This window comes from Methylorubrum thiocyanatum (assembly GCA_014138645.1).
GTDB classification, from domain to species: domain Bacteria; phylum Pseudomonadota; class Alphaproteobacteria; order Rhizobiales; family Beijerinckiaceae; genus Methylobacterium; species Methylobacterium thiocyanatum.
Genome location: JACJIB010000004.1, coordinates 414,155 through 433,876, shown reverse-complemented (window position 1 = coordinate 433,876; position 19,722 = coordinate 414,155). Strand labels below are relative to the sequence as shown.

The window sequence follows — 19,722 nt, the reverse complement described above, 5'->3', positions numbered from 1 at the left end:
TCGCTCTCCATCCATGCTCAACATCGTCGCCTGCGTCACGAACCAGCACGATCCCGGCCTCGTCGCCGTCTCCGCCGGCATCTGCCTGCTCGGTTGCTTCTCCACCGTGACCCTGATGGCCGAGGCCGCAGGCGCCGAGCGGCGAGCCCTCGTCCCCTGGCTGATCGCGGCGGCGGCGGTGTTCGGCTGCAGCGTCTGGTCGCTGCACTTCGTCGCGATGCTGGCCTTCCGGCCCAGCGCCCAGGCGGCCTACGGTCTGCTGCCCACCGCGGCCTCGATCGGCATCGCGGTGATGGGGGCGCTGATCGCGCTCCTGATCTGGTGCCGGGCGGATCACCACCCGCTCAAGCTGGCCGCGGCCGGCATGTTGATGGCGGCGGCGATCGCGGGGATGCACTATGCGGGCGTGGGCGCGATGGCGGCCAACAGCCTGCTCCTGTTCGACGGCGCCTACGTCCACGCCTCGCTCGGGCTCTGCGCGATCCTGGCGGTGACCGCCCTCGCCCGGGCCGGCGACCTCACCGGGCTCGGCCGACGCATCGAGGTCAGCCTGTGGCTGGCGCTGGCGATCTGCGGGCTGCACTTCACCGGTATGACGGCGCTGACCGTCGCGCCCGCGGCGCCCCTGGAGGAGGGTGGTGCCGTCCTCGGTTCGACGCAGCTCGGCCTCGCGGTGGGGCTCGTGAGCCTCGTCGTCCTCGCCGCCGGGCTCGCCGCGCTGCTGATGCAGCGGCATCTCATGCGCCGCCGCATGGACGAGTTGAGCCGCATGCGCCTGCTCGGCAACCTCGCCCACGAGGTGCTGCTCATCCACCGCGACGGACGGGTGGTCGAGATCAACCAAGCGGGCCTGCGCCTGTTCGAGACCACGCTTCAGGAGATCGTCGGCCGGCCGTTACTCGACCTGTTCGCCGATGCCGACGCTCCGGCCCTGCTGCGGCGCAGCCGCTGCCGGCCGGAGGAGCTGCGTCCGGAGGAGTTCGAGATCCGCACGGCTGCGGGCCTCGCCGTGCCGGTGGAACTCTCATGCCGCGCCATCGAGTATCTCGGCCGCCCGGCCACCGCGGTGGCCCTGCGCGATCTCAGCCAGCGCCGCCGCGACGAGGCGCGCATCCGCCACCTCGCCCTGCACGACGCCCTGACCGACCTGCCCAACCGCACCCTGCTGGAGGAGCGCCTGAGCCTCGCCCTGGAGACGGCGGCGGAGAACGGGGCGAGCGTGGCGCTGGTCTATCTCGACCTCGACCGCTTCAAGCCCGTCAACGACTTCCACGGCCACGCCGCGGGCGACGCCCTGCTGGTGCAGGCGGCCAAGCGCATGCTGGCCGAGCTGCGCCCGACCGACACCCTCGCCCGGATCGGCGGCGATGAGTTCGTCATCGTCCTCGCCCATACCCGCACCCTCGCCCAGATCGCCGAGACCGCGGCGCGGCTGGTCGCGGCGCTCGGCCGCCCGTTCCATCTCGAGGGCCGGAACGAGGGCGAGGGCAAAAGTGAGGGCAAGGGCGAGGGCACGAGCGAGGGTCTACGCATCGAGATCGGCGCCTCGGCGGGCATCGCCGTCTATCCCAGCGACGGCAGCACCGCCGAGACCCTCAAGCGGGCCGCGGACACCGCCCTGTACCGGGTCAAGGACGAGGGGCGCGGCACGGTGCGCTTCTTCGAGGCCGCGATGGACGAGCAGCTCCAGGCGCGCCGCCGGATCGAGCACGAGCTGAGCGGGGCGATCCCGCGGGGCGAGCTGCAGCTCTACTACCAGCCGATCGTCAACGGCCGCACCGGCGAGATCGAGACCTTCGAGGCGCTGATCCGCTGGCACCATCCCGTGCGCGGCTGCGTGCCCCCGGCCGACTTCATCCCGCTCGCCGAGCAGACCGACCAAATCGGGCGGATCGGCGCCTGGGTGCTCGACACCGCCTGCGCCGCCGCCGCCGCCTGGCCGCATCCCTGGCGGGTCTCGGTCAACGTCTCACCCAAGCAGTTCCGCCAGCCGGGCTTCGCCGCGGGCGTCGCGGCGGTGCTCGGCCGCCACGGGCTCCCGCCGGGCCGGCTGGTTCTGGAGATCACCGAGGGCGTGTTCATCCAGGATGCGACGATGGCGGTGGAGGTGCTCACGGCGCTGCGCACCCTCGGCGTGCGCCTCGCGCTCGACGATTTCGGCACCGGCTATTCGAGCTTGAGCTACCTGCAGCGGTTCAAGTTCGACAAGATCAAGGTCGATCAGTCCTTCGTGCGCCGGCTGGGGCGGCACGCCGACACCCTGACAATCGTGCGCGCGATCACCCATCTCGGGCACAATCTCGGGCTTCAGGTCACGGTCGAGGGGGTGGAGACGCAAGAGCAGCTCGCGATGCTGCGCGAACTCGGCTGCGACCAGATGCAGGGCTACCTGTTCGCCCGGCCCGCCCCGATGACGGAGCTGTCGCAGGCCGGCTCCGCGGATCGGGAGCGGGCGCGGCTGCGCGCTCTGTTCGGCGAGACGTCCGCGAGGGCCTGCGCCTAAGCCCCGGCCTGCGGAATCAGGCCGCCTCGCGCTCCGGTACGAACCGGCGGCGGGTGTTCTCCCACCAGCTGCGCTGGCGCTGCGCCTCGGCCTCCGCCGCCTTGGCGGCGTAGAAGGAGGCGTTGTGCTCGCCCCGCAGCGCCTCGCGGGTGAAGCGGATCAGGTGGTGGGCGACGAAGCCCATGTTGAACACCGCCTCGATCTGCCCGCGCTTGAGCGCGTGGCCCGCCGCCCGCCAGAACGGCCGGCGGTAATCGGACAGGAGGCCCACCCGCGTGATGATGTTGAAGCCGAGGATCAGGCCGCGGCGCAGGTTGGTGAAGGTGAGCTTGCCCTTGGTCGGCGTGACGATGCGGTTGCCGTAGGTCACGTCGCATTGGTGCTTGAAGCGCTCGAACAGGTGCTCGGGCGCGTAGGCGTGAGCGATGGCGCGCCGCCAGGAACTCACCACCGTGTCGTGCGGGCGCTTGAACAGCACGTTCGATTCGAGGCTCGCGTCGTGCAGGAGCCGGCCCTCGCGCTCCAGCCGGTCCCAGAGCGGGGTCTTGGGCAGCGCCTGGAGCAGGTTGATCGTCAGCACGGGGATGGCCGACCGGTCGATGAAGTCGATCAGGTTCTGCTCAGACTTGTCGGTGTCGGAGTCGAGGCCGAGGATGATCCCTGAGGTCACTTCGAGGCCGTAGGAATTGAGCGTCTCGATCGCCTCGTACATCGGCACGGCGGCGTTGTGGGTCTTGTCGATGCCCTTCAGCGCGTCGGCCTCCGGCGTCTCGATGCCGACGAACACCGTCATGAAGTTGGCCTGCCGCATCAGCTCGAGGATCTCGGGCTGCTTGGCCATGTTCAGCGTCGCCTCGCAGGCGAACTGGAGCGGGTAGTTGTTCTTCTTCTGCCACTCGACCAGATGCGGCAGCATCTCGCGGGTCGCCTTGCGGTTGCCGATGAAGTTGTCGTCGACGAAGTAGACCACGGCCGGATGCCCCGGCTGGCTGATGATCGCGTCGAGTTCGGCGCACATCTGCTCCGGGCTCTTCAGCCGCGGCTGGCGGCCGTAGAGCTGCGGGATGTCGCAGAACTCGCAGCGATAGGGGCAGCCGGACGAGAATTGCAGCGAGCCGATCAGGTAGCGCTTGAGCGGCACCGCCTCGTAGGCCGGGGCCGGGAAGTCGCCGAGCGCCAGACGGTCCTTGGTGTCGAGCACGACCTGGGCCGCGGGCCGCGCGAGGTCGCGGTCGAGGATCTCGATGAGCCGGTCGGTGGCGTCGCCGATCTCGCCGACATGGAGATAGTCGAAGTCCGGATACTTCTCCGGCGCGCCCGAGACGGAGGGGCCGCCGAGCACCGCGACCTTGCCGGCCGCGTGCGCCCGCCGGCCGATATCGTGGATCTGTCCCTCCTGGATGTGCATGCCCGACACGAACACCGCGTCGGCCCAGGCGAAGTCTCGGGCCGAGGCCGGCCGGATGTTCTCATCGATGAACCGGCACTCCCAGGTCTCCGGCATGTAGGCCGCGATCACCAGGAGCCCCTGGGGCGGCATGAACGCCTTCACCCCGCCCATCAGCGGGTAGGCGTGGGAGAAGGTCCCGAAGGACGGCGTGTAGGCCGGGAAGACGCACAGGATGCGCCGACGGGAGGAGATGGGAAGAGGGCAACGCATGGCCCCCTATCTAGCACAGCCGGCCGCGTTGGCGTCCCCTCTTTGACGCGACACGATGCGTGCGGAATGCGTGCGGACACGCCCGAGCGGCGCTTCGCAGCGGAAGCGGCGGGAGCGAGCGGAAGCGGCCGCAGACGCCTGAATCACATCGTCGTGTGGGCTGCCGGATCCCGGTGCCGATGTCGCTGTCGATCCCGGGCCGATGCGGCTTCGGGGACACAGCCGGGGCTCGCGGGCCGCCGGCATGCGGTGGATGCATGCGCGAAACCGGCCGATCCGGCGCGATGTCCGCCTGTCGACGCTTGCACGTGACGATTCTGCCTCTCGAGGCCGCGATCACATGTCCGCGGCGGCCGATCTCTGGTTGAGAGTCTGCCGGAAAAAGCCGTGCAGATCGGATTGCGTAACAATACAATAAACCACATTATGACGTCACTTTTATGACGAAATAAACTTGCAAGTTCACGGATTAATCCAGTCTCTAGCGCGTAATATAAGTAATGTGTGCGTTGAATCCTCATGATTCTTTGAGAATTACTTTTAATCCTTCCAGAGCGGTGCTATCGGCCAAGCGTGGCTGCGGGGCGTGCCGCCGGGATCGCTAAGCGATTGAGCCGACTAACGACTTCGCCGGCTCCTGCGCGTCCGCGGCAGGGGCGGAGGCGGTGGTGCGTTCGGCCGTCCGGGGTTCGCGCCGTGCCGGATACTTCAAGACCGATGGCTGGAGCCCGTCCCAGCACAACACGGCGAACGTCATCACGCCGGACTGGAACGCGGCAAAAGGGGTTCGACAGATGAAACGACGTCTTCTGACCGCGCTGCTCTTATCGAGTGCACTGGTTCTGCCGGCGGCCCGGGCTCAGGCCCAGACGGTCGCCGAGCTGCAGCGCCAGATCAACGAGCTCAAGGCGATGATCAAGGCGCAGGCCGAGGCGCAGGGCAGGGGAGCCCGGCGCGCGACCCCCGTCGCCACGCGCCCGGCCAACGCCCGCACCACCGATGCCGGCACCTTCCCGGCCGCCGGCCGGCCGATCGAATCCGCGGTGGCGCAGCCGGCCGTGCCCGGCCCGGTCCCGCACCGCTTCGCCCTCGACGAGCCGGATACGTGGTACGACGCGCTGGTGCCGCCCGCGCCCGAGCTGCTCGCCGACGACCCGAGGCATGCGGGCCGGCCCAAGACCTGGTTCGAGCGCCTGTCCCTGCGCGGCTACACCCAGTTGCGCGGCAACGAGTTCCTGTCCGGCGACGACACCGCCCCGGCCGGCCGCTCGCGCCTGCGCTCGGTCCATGACAGCGGCATCACCGACCGCAACAACTTCACCTTCCGCCGGGTGCGCCTGATCATCCAGGGCGACATCCACGAGCGGGTGTTCCTCTACATCCAGCCCGACTTCGCGGTGAACGTCTCGAACCAGGCCGGCAGCGAGGTGCGCCAGCACTTCACGCAGCTGCGCGATGCCTATGCCGACGTGTTCCTCGACGACGAACGCCGCACCCGCCTGCGCTTCGGCCAGCAGAAGGTGCCCTACGGCTGGGAAAACCTGCAATCCTCGCAGAACCGCCTGACGCTCGACCGCTCCGATGCGATCAACAGCGCCATTCCCGGCGAGCGCGACATCGGCATCACCTACTACTACACCCCCTGGCACGTGCAGCGCATCTGGGACCGCCTCGCCAAGGGCGGCCAGAAGCTGTTCGGCAATTACGGCGCCTTCGGCGTCGGCATCTACAACGGCCAGACCATCAACCGGATCGAGGCCAACAACGACCTCATGACGGTCATGATGGCGACCTGGCCGTTCGAGCTCGACGGCCTCGGCGAGGCCTTCCGCGGGCAGGTGCTCGAGGTCGGCGGCTCGGCCTACCGCAACCGCTTCCGGCCCGAGGCCACCTTCGGCACCACCACGGCGCTGGCCCGCGGCTTCGACGACGAGCGCGTCGGCCTGCACGCGATCCTGTATCCGCAGCCCTTCGGTCTCCAGGCGGAGTGGAACTGGGGCCGGGGCCCGGAATACGATCCCATCGCCCGCACGATCCTGACCAAGCCGCTCCAGGGCGGCTACGTCCAGGCGATGTACAAGGTCGATCACTCCCCGGTCGGCCCGTTCATGCCCTACATCCGCTGGCAGACCTACGACGGCGGCTGGAAGGTGGCCACGAACGCGCCGCGCCTCGACACCGACGAACTGGAACTCGGCGTCGAGTTCCAGCCGATCAAGTCGGTCGAGCTGACGCTCGCCTACGCCAATATGAAGCGCCGCGAGGCCAATATCGGCCGCTTCGGCCAAGCCAACGGCGACCTGTTCCGCGGACAGCTGCAGATCAACTACTGATCCGGAGCGGGGCGGTCCGCGGCTCAGGCCTCGGACCGCTTCGACAGGAGCGAGGAGCGGCCGGCGCCCTTGCCGCCCTCGGCGTCCGGGTTGCGCAGTTCGCGCGTCCCGGGCAGGTGGCCGTCCACGAGGAAGACGAGCACCACCAAAGCCAGCAACACCTTCGAGGCCATCGCCCGAACCATCCCCTGTTTTGTGCGCTGCGGTGTAGGGCCGCCGCCGCAGGCCGGGGGATGCGCTGGCGCACACGGATCCTGCCCCGCGGCCGGCGCGGCGGGAGCAGAGTCAACGGACGGTTAAGGCGACCGGGCGGACCGGGCCGCGGGTGAGGCCGGCCGGGGGGCACCCGCGTGCGCCTGCGGACTTGCCTGCGACGGAAAAGTCGCGGTGCGGGACTTGGCAGGCGGCTTGCACGCCGCTATAGACCGCGCTCCACGAATTCAACCCATTGGAAGGGATCGGCCGATCGGTCGGTTTCCATTCGAGATGCCGCCCGGGCAACCGGGTGGTGATGGCCGGAAGGGTCTCGGGGCAGCCGCTCTGAGCGCCGTTTCCGGCTATGTCCTGTCCGAGACTGCAGGCGCCGGGCAACCGGCTTAATCGGCGACAGCCTGCACAGACGGGGAAGACCGAATTTTTCACTCCTCGCTTCGGGGCCGCCAAGGCACCGGAGGGAGGCATCGGTTTGAACCAATCTCACCCGCGAGGGGCCTGATGGCGCTTCAAGGGGACAGGGCCGTGAGACGTCGCCCGGGCGACGGTTCCGGCTTCTCAGCCGAGATCCGTTCCGGGCGGCAAGTGCAACCGGCGGACCTGCCTCAGGTTCCGCCAACCGGAGAGAGCACCAGTGGACAGGACAGCAAAAGCTGATCTCGTCTCGACGCTCAACGGCGTGTTCACCACGAACGCCGTCGTCGTCGTGGCCCACTACAAGGGCCTCACGGTCGCCGACATGCAGAAGCTGCGCTCGCAGATGAAGCAGGCCGGCGCCACCGTGAAGGTCGCCAAGAACCGGCTCGCCAGCATCGCTCTCGATGGCACGGACGTCGCCTCCATCAAGCCCCTCCTGAAGGGTCCGACCCTGCTCGCCTATTCGAGCGATCCGGTCGCGGCCGCCAAGGTTGCGGTGGATTTCGCCAAGACGAACGACAAGCTCGTGATTCTCGGCGGCGCCATGGGAACGACTGCCCTGAACCCGGACGGCGTGAAGGCACTCGCCACGCTCCCGTCCCTCGACGAACTGCGCGCCAAGCTCGTGGGCCTCATCCAGGCTCCCGCGACCAAGGTCGCCCAGGTCGTCAACGCGCCGGCGGCCAAGCTCGCCCGCGTGTTCGGGGCCTATGCCAAGAAGGACGAAGCGGCCTGAGCCGTTCGCCCCTAGCGAAACCATCCGTTCAAACCGATATACGCAAGGAATACGCACATGGCTGATCTCGCCAAGATCGTCGAGGACCTCTCCTCGCTGACCGTTCTCGAGGCCGCCGAGCTCGCCAAGCTCCTCGAGGAGAAGTGGGGCGTCTCGGCTGCTGCCGCCGTCGCCGTCGCCGCGGGTCCGGCTGGTGGTGGCGCCGCCGCCCCGGCTGCCGAGGAGCAGACCGAGTTCACCGTCGTCCTGGCCTCGGCCGGCGACAAGAAGATCGAGGTCATCAAGGAGGTCCGCGCGATCACCGGCCTCGGCCTCAAGGAGGCCAAGGACCTCGTCGAGGGCGCCCCGAAGCCGGTCAAGGAGTCGGTGGCCAAGGACGAGGCCGAGAAGCTCAAGGCCCAGCTCGAGAAGGCCGGCGCCAAGGTCGAGCTCAAGTAATCCGTCGATGGGCCGATCCGGCCCATCGCATCCGGCGCACTCCCCCCGGGGGTGTGCCGGCCTTCACGCCCGCGGGCTCCGGCTCGCGGGCTAACGCCGCTTCGGGCGGCCGTCGTTTCCGAGGGCGGGATCGTGCGGCGAACGAAGACGAATTCGGTTCGGGTGGGCTGATCGTCCGGCGGGGCGGCCCTTCTTGGTCCGGTGGCGGGAGGTGTTTGGCCTTCCCCGGACACCCTACGCTGAGGTGGTGGAGCGAGGTCTCATGGCCAATACGCTGGTCGGTCGCAAGCGCATTCGCAAGTTCTTCGGGAAGATCCGGGAAGTCGCCGAGATGCCGAACCTCATCGAGGTTCAGAAGGCGTCCTACGACCAGTTCCTGATGGTGGACGAGCCGGAAGGCGGACGCGCCGACGAAGGCCTGCAGAGCGTCTTCAAGTCGGTGTTCCCGATCTCCGACTTCGCCTCGACGGCGCTGTTGGAGTTCGTGCGCTACACCTTCGAGCAGCCGAAATACGACGTCGACGAGTGCCGCCAGCGCGGCATCACCTTCGCGGCCCCGCTCAAGGTGACGCTGCGCCTGATCGTGTTCGATGTGGACCCGGATACCGGCGCCAAGTCCGTCAAGGACATCAAGGAGCAGGACGTCTACATGGGCGACATGCCGCTCATGACGGATAACGGCACCTTCATCGTCAACGGCACCGAGCGCGTCATCGTCTCGCAGATGCACCGCTCGCCGGGCGTGTTCTTCGACCACGACAAGGGCAAGACGCATTCCTCGGGCAAGCTGCTGTTTGCCGCCCGCATCATCCCCTACCGGGGCTCCTGGCTCGACGTCGAGTTCGACGCCAAGGACATCGTGCACGTGCGCATCGACCGCAAGCGCAAGCTGCCGGTCACCTCGCTGCTGTTCGCCCTCGGCCTCGACGGCGAAGAAATCCTCTCGACCTTCTACAACCGCGTCTCCTACGAGCGGGACGGGGCGGACTGGCGCGTGCCGTTCGACGCCGAGCGTCTGAAGGGCTTCAAGGCCTCCGTCGACCTCATCGACGCCGATTCCGGCGAGGTGGTGCTCGAAGCCGGCAAGAAGCTGAACGCCCGCAACGCGCGGCTCATCGGCGAGAAGGGCACCAAGTTCCTCAAGGCGACCGACGAGGATCTCGTCGGCCAGTACATCGCCGAGGATCTCGTCAACGCCAAGACCGGCGAGATCTGGGCCGAGGCCGGCGACGAGATCTCCGAGAAGCTCCTGAAGGCGCTCGACGATGTCGGCGTCACCGAGATCCCGGTGCTCGACATCGACCACGTCAATGTCGGTCCCTACATCCGCAACACGCTGGCCGTGGACAAGAACTCGGCCCGCGAGGGCGCGCTGTTCGACATCTACCGCGTCATGCGCCCCGGCGAGCCGCCGACGCTCGACACCGCGGAGGCGATGTTCCACTCGCTGTTCTTCGACGCCGAGCGCTACGACCTCTCCGCGGTCGGCCGCGTGAAGATGAACATGCGCCTCGACCTCGACGCCGCCGACACCGTGCGCACGCTGCGCCGCGAGGACATGCTCGCGGTCGTCAAGGCGCTCGTCGACCTGCGCGACGGCAAGGGCGAGATCGACGATATCGACCACCTCGGCAACCGCCGCGTCCGCTCGGTCGGCGAGCTGATGGAGAACCAGTACCGCCTGGGTCTCCTGCGGATGGAGCGCGCCATCAAGGAGCGCATGTCCTCGGTCGATATCGACACGGTGATGCCGCAGGATCTCATCAACGCGAAGCCCGCGGCCGCCGCGGTGCGCGAGTTCTTCGGCTCGTCGCAGCTCTCGCAGTTCATGGACCAGACCAACCCGCTGTCGGAAGTGACGCACAAGCGCCGTCTCTCGGCGCTCGGCCCGGGCGGTCTGACCCGCGAGCGCGCCGGCTTCGAGGTGCGCGACGTGCACCCGACGCACTATGGCCGCATCTGCCCGATCGAGACGCCGGAAGGCCCGAATATCGGCCTGATCAACTCGCTGGCGACGTTTGCCCGCGTGAACAAGTACGGCTTCATCGAGACGCCGTTCCGCCGGGTGAAGGACGGCGTGGTGACCGACGAGGTCGCCTACCTCTCCGCCATGGAGGAGGCCAAGTACTACGTCGCCCAGGCCAATGCCGGCATGGACGCCGCCCGCAAGCTGACGGACGACCTCGTGGTCTGCCGCCGCGCGGGTGAGGTCATCGTGGTCGCCCCCGACCGCGTCGACCTCATGGACGTGAGTCCCAAGCAGCTCGTCTCGGTCGCCGCGGCCTTGATCCCGTTCCTCGAGAACGACGACGCCAACCGCGCCCTGATGGGCTCGAACATGCAGCGGCAAGCGGTGCCGCTGGTTCGCGCCGACGCGCCCTTCGTCGGCACCGGCATGGAAGCCGTGGTCGCCCGCGACTCCGGCGCGGCCATCGCCGCCCGCCGCTCCGGCATCGTCGATCAGGTGGACGCCACCCGTATCGTCATTCGCGCGACGGAGGAGACCGACCCGACCAAACCCGGCGTCGACATCTACCGCCTCCAGAAGTTCCAGCGCTCCAACCAGTCGACCTGCATCACGCAGAAGCCGCTGGTGCGCGTCGGCGAGCCGGTGAAGAAGGGCGAGATCATCGCCGACGGTCCCTCGACCGAGTTCGGCGAACTCGCGCTCGGCCGCAACGTGCTCGTCGCGTTCATGCCGTGGAACGGGTACAACTTCGAGGACTCGATCCTGCTCTCCGAGCGGATCGTGAAGGATGACGTGTTCACCTCGATCCACATCGAGGAATTCGAGGTGATGGCCCGCGACACCAAGCTGGGTCCGGAGGAGATCACCCGCGACATCCCGAACGTCTCGGAAGAGGCGCTCAAGAACCTCGACGAGGCCGGCATCGTCTATATCGGCGCCGAGGTGCATGCCGGCGACATCCTCGTCGGCAAGATCACGCCGAAGGGTGAGAGCCCGATGACGCCGGAGGAGAAGCTGCTCCGCGCCATCTTCGGTGAGAAGGCGTCCGACGTGCGCGATACCTCGCTCCGGGTCCCGCCCGGGGTCACCGGGACCATTGTCGAAGTTCGCGTGTTCAACCGCCACGGCGTCGACAAGGACGAGCGCGCGCAAGCCATCGAGCGCGAGGAGATCGAGCGTCTCGCAAAGGACCGCGACGACGAGCAGACCATTCTCGACCGCAACACCTACGCGCGTCTCGCCGAGGTGCTGATCGGCCAGTCGCCGATCGCCGGTCCGAAGGGCTTCCGCAAGGACACCACGCTGACCCGCGAGGGCATCAGCGAGTATCCCCGCTCGCAATGGTGGCAGTTCGCCGTCGTCGACGACCGTCTGATGACGGAGATCGAGGCGATGCAGAAGCAGTACGACGAGTCGAAGAAGCGCCTCGAGCAGCGCTTCCTCGACAAGGTCGAGAAGCTGCAGCGCGGCGACGAGCTTCCGCCCGGCGTCATGAAGATGGTCAAGGTCTTCGTGGCGGTGAAGCGCAAGATCCAGCCCGGCGACAAGATGGCCGGCCGCCACGGCAACAAGGGTGTCGTGTCGCGCATCGTGCCGATCGAGGACATGCCGTTCCTCGAGGACGGCACGCATGCCGACATCGTGCTCAACCCGCTGGGCGTCCCCAGCCGCATGAACGTCGGCCAGATCCTCGAGACCCACCTCGGCTGGGCGGCTGCGGGCTTGGGTCGCAAGGTCTCCAAGGCGGTCGATGCCTACCTGAAGAACCAGGACATCGCGCCGCTGCGGGCCGAGATGGAAGCGATCTACTCGCCGTCCGAGCTGGAGGGTCTCTCCGACGAGGCTCTGGCGGAAGCCGGCAACAACGTGCGCCGCGGCGTGCCGATGGCGACGCCGGTGTTCAACGGCGCCAAGGAAGCCGACATCGAGACGATGCTGGAGATGGCCGGGCTCGACCGCTCGGCGCAGTCGACGCTCTACGACGGGCGGACCGGCGAGCCCTTCGACCGCAAGGTCACCATGGGCTACATCTACATGCTGAAGCTGCACCACCTCGTGGACGACAAGATCCACGCGCGCTCGATCGGCCCGTACTCGCTCGTCACCCAGCAGCCGCTGGGCGGCAAGGCGCAGTTCGGCGGCCAGCGCTTCGGTGAGATGGAGGTCTGGGCGCTGGAGGCCTACGGCGCGGCCTACACGCTGCAGGAGATGCTGACGGTGAAGTCGGACGACGTGGCCGGCCGCACCAAGGTCTACGAGGCGATCGTCCGCGGCGACGACACCTTCGAGGCCGGCATCCCCGAATCCTTCAACGTGCTCGTCAAGGAGATGCGCTCGCTCGGCCTCAACGTCGAGCTGACGAACTCCAAGCAGCAGGCGGCCAACGACCAGATCGAACCGCCGGCCGACGCGGCCGAGTAACGACCGGGTTCACCTCCCGCGGCGGCGCTTCTCCCGAGGCGCCGCTGCGGTCGAGCGGGAAGGGGCGGGGCCTTCCGAACATGACGACGGCCAGCGGCGCTCCGGACGAGCGCGGCGCCATGAGGATCAAGCCGTGACTGCCCAGGCGCGGGGCAGCCGGCGAGCAAGGAGCGGATCATGAACCAAGAGGTCATGAACCTTTTCAATCAGCAGGCCCAGCCGCAGAGCTTCGACCAGATCAAGATCTCGATCTCGTCGCCCGAAAAAATCCTGTCGTGGTCCTACGGCGAGATCAAGAAGCCGGAGACGATCAACTACCGCACCTTCAAGCCCGAGCGCGACGGCTTGTTCTGCGCGCGCATCTTCGGGCCGATCAAGGACTACGAGTGCTTGTGCGGCAAGTACAAGCGCATGAAGTACAAGGGCGTCATCTGCGAGAAGTGCGGCGTCGAGGTCACCCTCGCGCGCGTGCGGCGCGACCGCATGGGCCATATCGAGCTGGCCGCTCCCGTCGCGCATATCTGGTTCCTGAAGTCGCTGCCCTCGCGCATCGGCCTCCTGCTCGACATGGCGCTCAAGGATCTTGAGCGGATCCTGTATTTCGAATCCTACGTCGTCATCGAGCCGGGCCTCACCCCCCTGAAGGAGCGTCAGCTCCTGTCGGAGGAGGAGTACCTGCGCGCGCAGGAGGAGTACGGCGAGGACAGCTTCACGGCGATGATCGGCGCCGAGGCGATCCGGCGCATCCTCCAGGAGCTCGACCTTGAGGGCATCGCGACCGCGCTCAAGGAGGAGATCGCGACGACGACCTCCGAGCTGAAGCCCAAGAAGCTGATGAAGCGCCTCAAGATCATCGAGGCGTTCCAGCTCTCGGGCAACAAGCCCGAGTGGATGATCCTGACGGTCGTGCCCGTCATCCCGCCGGACCTGCGCCCGCTGGTCCCGCTGGACGGCGGCCGCTTCGCCACGTCCGATCTCAACGACCTCTATCGCCGCGTCATCAACCGCAACAACCGCCTCAAGCGGCTGATCGAGCTGCGCGCGCCGGACATCATCATCCGCAATGAGAAGCGCATGCTTCAGGAGGCGGTGGATGCGCTGTTCGACAACGGCCGCCGCGGCCGCGTCATCACGGGCGCCAACAAGCGCCCGCTGAAGTCGCTCGCCGACATGCTGAAGGGCAAGCAGGGCCGCTTCCGCCAGAACCTGCTCGGCAAGCGCGTCGACTACTCGGGCCGCTCGGTCATCGTGGTCGGCCCGGAGCTGAAGCTGCACCAGTGCGGCCTGCCGAAGAAGATGGCGCTCGAGCTGTTCAAGCCGTTCATCTACGCGCGCCTCGACGCCAAGGGTTTCTCGGCCACCGTCAAGCAGGCCAAGAAGCTCGTCGAGAAGGAGAAGCCGGAGGTTTGGGACATCCTCGATGAGGTGATCCGCGAGCATCCGGTGATGCTGAACCGCGCGCCGACGCTGCACCGGCTGGGCATCCAGGCGTTCGAGCCGAAGCTGATCGAGGGCAAGGCGATCCAGCTCCACCCGCTGGTCTGCGCCGCGTTCAACGCCGACTTCGACGGCGACCAGATGGCCGTGCACGTCCCCCTGAGCCTCGAGGCTCAGCTGGAAGCGCGCGTCCTGATGATGTCGACCAACAACATCCTGCACCCGGCCAACGGTCAGCCGATCATCGTGCCGTCGCAGGACATCGTTCTCGGCCTCTACTACCTCTCGATCGTCGCCGACGGCGCGGTCGGCGAGCATAAGGCCGACGACAAGAACAACCCGATGCAGGGCGTGTTCGGCGATATTGGTCAGCTCGAGCACGCGCTCGCGGCCAAGACCGTGTCGCTGCACTCGAAGATCAAGTGGCGCTGGCGCGGCCTCGGGCCGGACGGCGAGCCGGTGTCGAAGATCTACGACACGACGCCCGGCCGCGTGATCCTGTCCGGCGTGCTGCCGCTGCACCCGAAGGTGCCCTTCGACGTCGTCAACAAGCTGATGACCAAGAAGGAAATCTCGGCGATGATCGACACCGTCTACCGCCACTGCGGTCAGAAGGAGTCGGTGATCTTCTGCGACCGCATCATGGCGCTTGGCTTCAGCCACGCCTTCCGCGCCGGCATCTCGTTCGGCAAGGACGACATGGTCGTGCCGGAGAACAAGTGGTCGATCGTCGACGACACCCGCGCGCTCGTGAAGGATTACGAGCAGCAGTACAACGACGGCCTGATCACCCAGGGCGAGAAGTACAACAAGGTCGTCGATGCCTGGGCCAAGTGCTCGGACAAGCTCGCCGCCGAGATGATGGGCCGGATCTCCGCCGTCCAGAAGGACGACAAGGGGGCCGACAAGCAGGTCAACTCGATCTACATGATGAGCCACTCGGGCGCCCGTGGTTCGCCCGCGCAGATGAAGCAGCTCGCGGCGATGCGCGGTCTCATGGCCAAGCCCTCGGGCGAGATCATCGAAACCCCGATCATCTCGAACTTCAAGGAAGGCCTCGACGTTCTCGAATACTTCAACTCCACCCACGGCGCCCGTAAGGGCCTCGCGGACACGGCGCTGAAGACCGCGAACTCGGGCTACCTGACCCGCCGCCTCGTCGACGTGGCGCAGGATGCCGTCATCCGCGAGACGGATTGCGGCACCACCAACGGCATCAAGATGCGCGCCATCATCGATGCCGGCCAGGTCGTCGCCCCGCTCGCCATCCGCATCCTGGGCCGTGCCACGGCCGAGGATCTGGTGGCCCAGGACGGCACCGTCATCGTCAAGACCGGCGAGACGATCGAGGAGCGCCACCTGCCGGCGATCAACGCCGCCGGCATCCAGGAGGTGAAGATCCGCTCGGTGCTGGTCTGCCAGACCAAGAGCGGCGTCTGCGCCACCTGCTACGGGCGCGACCTCGCCCGCGGCACGCCCGTCAACATGGGCGAGGCCGTCGGCGTCATCGCGGCGCAGTCGATCGGCGAGCCGGGCACTCAGCTCACCATGCGCACCTTCCACATCGGCGGCGCGGCGCAGATCGCGGATTCGTCCTTCATCGAGTCGAGCTTCGAAGGCACGATCAAGATCCGCAACCGGTCGCTCGCCAAGAACTCGGACGGCGATCTCATCGCCACCGGCCGCTCGGTCGCCGTGGTGATCGTCGGGCCGGACGGCACCGAGCGGGCGGTCCACCGTCTGCAGTACGGCGCCAAGGTTCGCGTGGACGAGGGCGACACGATCAAGCGCGGGCAGCGGATCGCCGAGTGGGATCCCTACACCCGTCCGATCGTCGCCGAGGTGGATGGCATCGTCGGCTACGAGGATCTCTACGATGGCCAGTCCATCACGGAGACCACCGACGAGTCGACCGGCATCGCCAAGCGCGTCGTCATCGACTGGCGCGGCTCGGCCCGCACCTCCGACCTGAAGCCGGCCATGCTCGTGCTGGATCAGGACGGCAAGCCGGTGAAGCTCGCCCGCGGCTCCGATGCCCGCTACTTCCTGCCGGTCGATGCCATCATCGGTCTCGATCCGGGAGCGAAGGTGAAGGCCGGCGACGTGCTGGCCCGCGTCTCGACGGAGTCTGCCAAGACCCGCGACATCACCGGCGGTCTGCCGCGGGTGGCGGAGCTGTTCGAGGCGCGTCGTCCGAAGGACGCGGCGATCATCGCCGAGAAGTCGGGCACGATTCAGTTCGGCCGCGACTACAAGAACAAGCGTCGCCTGACGCTGACGCCGCATGACGGTTCGGAGGCGGTCGAGTACCTGATCCCTAAGGGCAAGCACATCCACTTGCAGGACGGGGACGTGGTGGAACTCGGCGACTACATCGTCGACGGCAACCCGGCGCCGCACGACATCCTGGCGATCAAGGGCGTGGAGGAGCTGGCCGCCTACCTCGTCAACGAGATCCAGGAGGTCTACCGGCTCCAGGGCGTGTCGATCAACGACAAGCACATCGAGGTGATCGTCCGGCAGATGCTGCAGAAGGTGGAGATCACCGACGGCGGCGACTCCGACATCCTGACGGGCGACCAGATCGACCGGACGGAGCTGGCCGAGTACAACGAGAAGCTGCTCGCCGAGGGCAAGAAGCCGATCCAGGGCGTTCCGGTCCTGCTCGGCATCACCAAGGCGTCGCTGCAGACGAAGTCGTTCATCTCGGCGGCCTCGTTCCAGGAGACCACCCGCGTCCTCACCGAGGCGGCGGTCAACGGCAAGGTCGACACCCTGGAGGGCCTGAAGGAGAACGTCATCGTCGGCTCGCTCATCCCGGCCGGCACCGGCTCGCTCGCGGCGGACATCCGTTCCATCGCGCGCCGCCGCGACAGCCTGATCCTGCAGCAGCGCTCCGCCGAGAACGCGGCCAACGCCGCCGAACTCAGCGAACTGCCCCCGGCCGCGGCCGAGTAAGGCGGGCGGGAGCAGACGCTCGAAACGGAAAAAGGGCGGCCGAGAGGCCGCCCTTTTTCGTGTCCGATCCGAGAACGTCTTCCGGCGCCACCGCGACGCCCCCAGCACCGCAGGGCTTCGAACCCATCCCCTCACCGCCGTCATTCCGGGTTCGCTGATCAGCGAACCCGGACTCCGTGGCGGGCCGCACCACGCCGCTGCAGCCGTTGGGTATCGCGATGGTGGAGGGTCATCCCCGCCGAGGGTGTTGCGTTCGAAACCCGCCGAACAGGATCAGCGCCCCGTGCGCACCCGTGTCCATGCCCGGGTGACGAAGCGCTGGGTCGAGTCGTTCCAGGCGGTGTTGACCGAGAGCCGCTGCATCGTCGCCGCGTCCGGGTAGATGCCGGGATTGTTGAGAATCTCCGGCTTCACGAATTTCTGCGAGGCGAGGTTGCCGTTGGCGTAAGCCACGAAGTTGGTGTTGGCCGCCGCCACTTCGGGGCGCATCATGTAGTCGATGAAGGCGTGGGCCTCGGCCGGGTGGGCGGCATCCTTCGGGATCGCGAAGGTGTCGAACCACATCAGCGTGCCCTCCTTCGGGATGAAGTAGGCGATCTCGACCCCGTTCTTCGATTCCTCGGCGCGCTTCTTCGCCTGCATCACGTCGCCGGAATAGCCGACCGCGAGGCAGATATCGCCGTTGGCAAGACCATTGATGTATTCCGAGGAGTGGAATTTTCGGATCGAACCGCGGACCTTGTAGAGCGCGTCGGTGACGGTGGTGATGTCGTCCCAGCGCTTCGAATCCGCCTTGTAGCCGTAGAACGGCAGAATCGACGGGATCAGATCCTCGGGGGAATCGAGGAGCATGACGCCGCAATCCTTGAGCTTGGCCATCGAACTCGGATTGAGCACGAGGCTCCAGCTGTTCAGCGCCGCGTTCGCCCCCAGTCGCTCGCGCACGGCGCCCAGGTTCACGCCGATGCCGGTCGTGCCCCACATGTAATCGACGGCGTAGGTGTTGCCGGGATCGTAGGCCTGGAGCCGGCCGGTGATCTCGGGCCAGGCGTGCTTGAGATTCGGGATCTTCGCCTTGTCGAGGGGCAGGAAGATCCCGGCCCGGATCAGGCGCTGCAGGAACGGGCCGGAGGGCACGACGACGTCGTAGCCGGACTTGCCGGCGAGCAGCTTCGTCTCGAGGATCTCGTTGTTGTCGTAGGTGTCGTAGACGACCTTGATCCCCGTCTCCTTGGTGAAGTCGTCGAGCACCTTCGGGTCGATGTAATCCGACCAGTTGTAGATGTTGACGACCCGCTCCTCGGCCCGCACCCCAACGGTCGCGGCGAGGAGGAGGGGGAGGGCGGCGAGCCCTCCCAGCAGGCGCCGCCGGATCACGATTTGCCCCGCACCGCGGTGACGGCGATCTCGACGCGGTATTCGGGGGCGACGAGCCGCGCCTCGACGGTGGCGCGGGCCGGCGGGTTGTTCTTGTCGACCCAGGCGTCCCAGGCGGCGTTCATCTCGGCGAAGCCGGCGATGTCGGCGAGGTAGATCGTCGCCGACAGGATGCGGGACTTGTCGCTGCCGGCCGCCATGAGCAGCCGGTCGATCTGCTCCAGGATCTGCTGGGTCTGCGCGGTGACGCCGGTGCCGACCACGTCGGCGGCCACTTGGCCCGCCAGGAAGACGAGGTCGCCGTGGGCGACCGCCTGGGACATGCGCGGGCCGGTTTCGTAGCGTTCGATGGTCATGGTCGTGGTCGCCGGTCTCGGTTCGTGAAGGAGGCGGACCCTTCTGCCGTCCCGAGCGGTTGCCCGTAAAGAGGTTCGTGCGCCGCGCCGGAGGAAGCGGCACCGGACCGGAGATCGGGCCGGGGCGGCACACCCCGATTTTTTGGCCGCTCGCGCATTTCCCGAGGCAACCGGCATCGTGGCTCGTGCGTTTGCCCTGCGAATACGGCCAAGTCTTCCGGCCGGAACTTCAGATCGAAGACGCTTTTCGGGGTTGGAACGACATGGAAATTCTCTGGACCATCATCATCGGCTTCGTAGCCGGCGTCATCGCCAAGTTCATCATGCCCGGCGACAAGGAGCCCGCCGGCTTCATCATGACGACGATCCTCGGCATCGTCGGCGCCTTCGTCGCGACCTTCATCGGTCAGGCGGTCGGCTGGTACGGACCCAACGAGGGGGCCCGCTTCATCGGCTCGATCGTCGGCGCCTGCGTCGTGCTCGCGATCTACGGCTTCATCGCCGGCCGCACCAGCAGCCGCTCGCTCTGACATCCGGCCCACGGCGACAGTCAAAAGGGGCGCTCCTCGGGAGCGCCCCTTTTTTCGTTGCGGGGGGTCGGACCGGGCGGCGATGAAGCGAAGAGACCGCCGGCCGGTCCGGATCTGCGGAGGCGATCAACCGGTCAGGTCGCGTCCGCCCGCGGTGACGGCCTTGACGGCGCAGTGGCCGGTGGCGCCGCGCACGGCCAGCCCGACGCCGACCACCAGGGCGGCGAGGCTCAGGAGCTTGTTCGGCCGGGGTTGGGCCGCCGCGGCGGCGATGCCGAGCCCCAGCGCGACGGAGACCGCCCGCTCGGTCATGCTCAGGTTCGGCTCGCCCGAAAAAATGTCTTCGATCATCTCGTTCACGGTGGATCAGCTCC

Annotated in this window: 12 protein-coding genes; 7 read left to right on the top strand and 5 right to left on the bottom strand. The window is 67.5% G+C overall.

Annotation, left to right across the window (positions count from 1 at the left end; all coding sequences use genetic code 11):
* The first annotated feature begins 13 nt into the window (after nt 1-13).
* Nucleotides 14-2,503, top strand: a complete 2,490-nt coding sequence (locus tag HNR51_RS13225; protein WP_182555211.1) for a bifunctional diguanylate cyclase/phosphodiesterase — start codon at nt 14-16, stop codon at nt 2,501-2,503.
* A gap of 16 nt (nt 2,504-2,519) precedes the next feature.
* On the opposite strand, the gene HNR51_RS13220 is transcribed toward HNR51_RS13225, so the two are convergent.
* A complete protein-coding gene (locus tag HNR51_RS13220) occupies nt 2,520-4,163 on the bottom strand; it encodes a B12-binding domain-containing radical SAM protein (RefSeq protein WP_012456197.1) in 1,644 nt (547 codons plus the stop codon).
* A 794-nt stretch (nt 4,164-4,957) separates the two neighbouring features.
* Between HNR51_RS13220 and HNR51_RS13215 the strand changes: the two genes are divergently transcribed.
* Nucleotides 4,958-6,496 carry a porin gene (locus HNR51_RS13215; protein ID WP_041371689.1) on the top strand — a complete coding sequence of 513 codons (1,539 nt, stop codon included), beginning with the start codon at nt 4,958-4,960 and terminating at the stop codon, nt 6,494-6,496.
* 23 nt (nt 6,497-6,519) lie between these two features.
* Here HNR51_RS13215 and HNR51_RS13210 read toward each other — a convergent pair whose 3' ends face one another.
* Nucleotides 6,520-6,669, bottom strand: coding sequence for a hypothetical protein (locus HNR51_RS13210; RefSeq protein ID WP_012456199.1), 150 nt, complete (start codon nt 6,667-6,669; stop codon nt 6,520-6,522).
* A gap of 674 nt (nt 6,670-7,343) precedes the next feature.
* Between HNR51_RS13210 and rplJ the strand changes: the two genes are divergently transcribed.
* The 4 genes from rplJ (at nt 7,344) to rpoC (ending at nt 17,085) form a co-directional block, all read left to right on the top strand.
* Nucleotides 7,344-7,862: a 50S ribosomal protein L10 gene (rplJ, locus tag HNR51_RS13205; protein ID WP_012456200.1), complete on the top strand. Its 519-nt coding sequence runs from the start codon at nt 7,344-7,346 to the stop codon at nt 7,860-7,862.
* Nucleotides 7,863-7,919: 57 nt separating this feature from the next.
* Nucleotides 7,920-8,300 carry a 50S ribosomal protein L7/L12 gene (rplL, locus tag HNR51_RS13200; RefSeq protein WP_012456201.1) on the top strand — a complete coding sequence of 127 codons (381 nt, stop codon included), beginning with the start codon at nt 7,920-7,922 and terminating at the stop codon, nt 8,298-8,300.
* Between the two features lie 262 nt (nt 8,301-8,562).
* On the top strand, nt 8,563-12,690 hold the full coding sequence (gene rpoB, locus HNR51_RS13195) for a DNA-directed RNA polymerase subunit beta (protein ID WP_012456202.1): 4,128 nt from the start codon (nt 8,563-8,565) through the stop codon (nt 12,688-12,690).
* A 177-nt stretch (nt 12,691-12,867) separates the two neighbouring features.
* A complete protein-coding gene (gene rpoC / locus HNR51_RS13190) occupies nt 12,868-17,085 on the top strand; it encodes a DNA-directed RNA polymerase subunit beta' (RefSeq protein ID WP_012456203.1) in 4,218 nt (1,405 codons plus the stop codon).
* A gap of 273 nt (nt 17,086-17,358) precedes the next feature.
* Here rpoC and HNR51_RS13185 read toward each other — a convergent pair whose 3' ends face one another.
* Both HNR51_RS13185 and HNR51_RS13180 read right to left on the bottom strand, forming a co-directional pair.
* Nucleotides 17,359-18,465: a polyamine ABC transporter substrate-binding protein gene (locus HNR51_RS13185; protein ID WP_373325216.1), complete on the bottom strand. Its 1,107-nt coding sequence runs from the start codon at nt 18,463-18,465 to the stop codon at nt 17,359-17,361.
* The gene (locus tag HNR51_RS13180) at nt 18,459-18,818 is read right to left on the bottom strand and encodes a RidA family protein (RefSeq protein ID WP_012456205.1); all 360 of its coding nucleotides are present in this window, start codon (nt 18,816-18,818) and stop codon (nt 18,459-18,461) included. The genes HNR51_RS13185 and HNR51_RS13180 overlap by 7 nt, the downstream gene beginning before the upstream one ends.
* Before the next feature lie 263 nt (nt 18,819-19,081).
* On the opposite strand from HNR51_RS13180, the gene HNR51_RS13175 reads away from it, so the two are divergent.
* Nucleotides 19,082-19,348, top strand: coding sequence for a GlsB/YeaQ/YmgE family stress response membrane protein (locus HNR51_RS13175; protein ID WP_012456206.1), 267 nt, complete (start codon nt 19,082-19,084; stop codon nt 19,346-19,348).
* Nucleotides 19,349-19,474: 126 nt separating this feature from the next.
* Here HNR51_RS13175 and HNR51_RS13170 read toward each other — a convergent pair whose 3' ends face one another.
* Nucleotides 19,475-19,699, bottom strand: a complete 225-nt coding sequence (locus HNR51_RS13170) for a YgaP-like transmembrane domain (protein WP_210279257.1) — start codon at nt 19,697-19,699, stop codon at nt 19,475-19,477.
* Nucleotides 19,700-19,722: the final 23 nt, after the last annotated feature.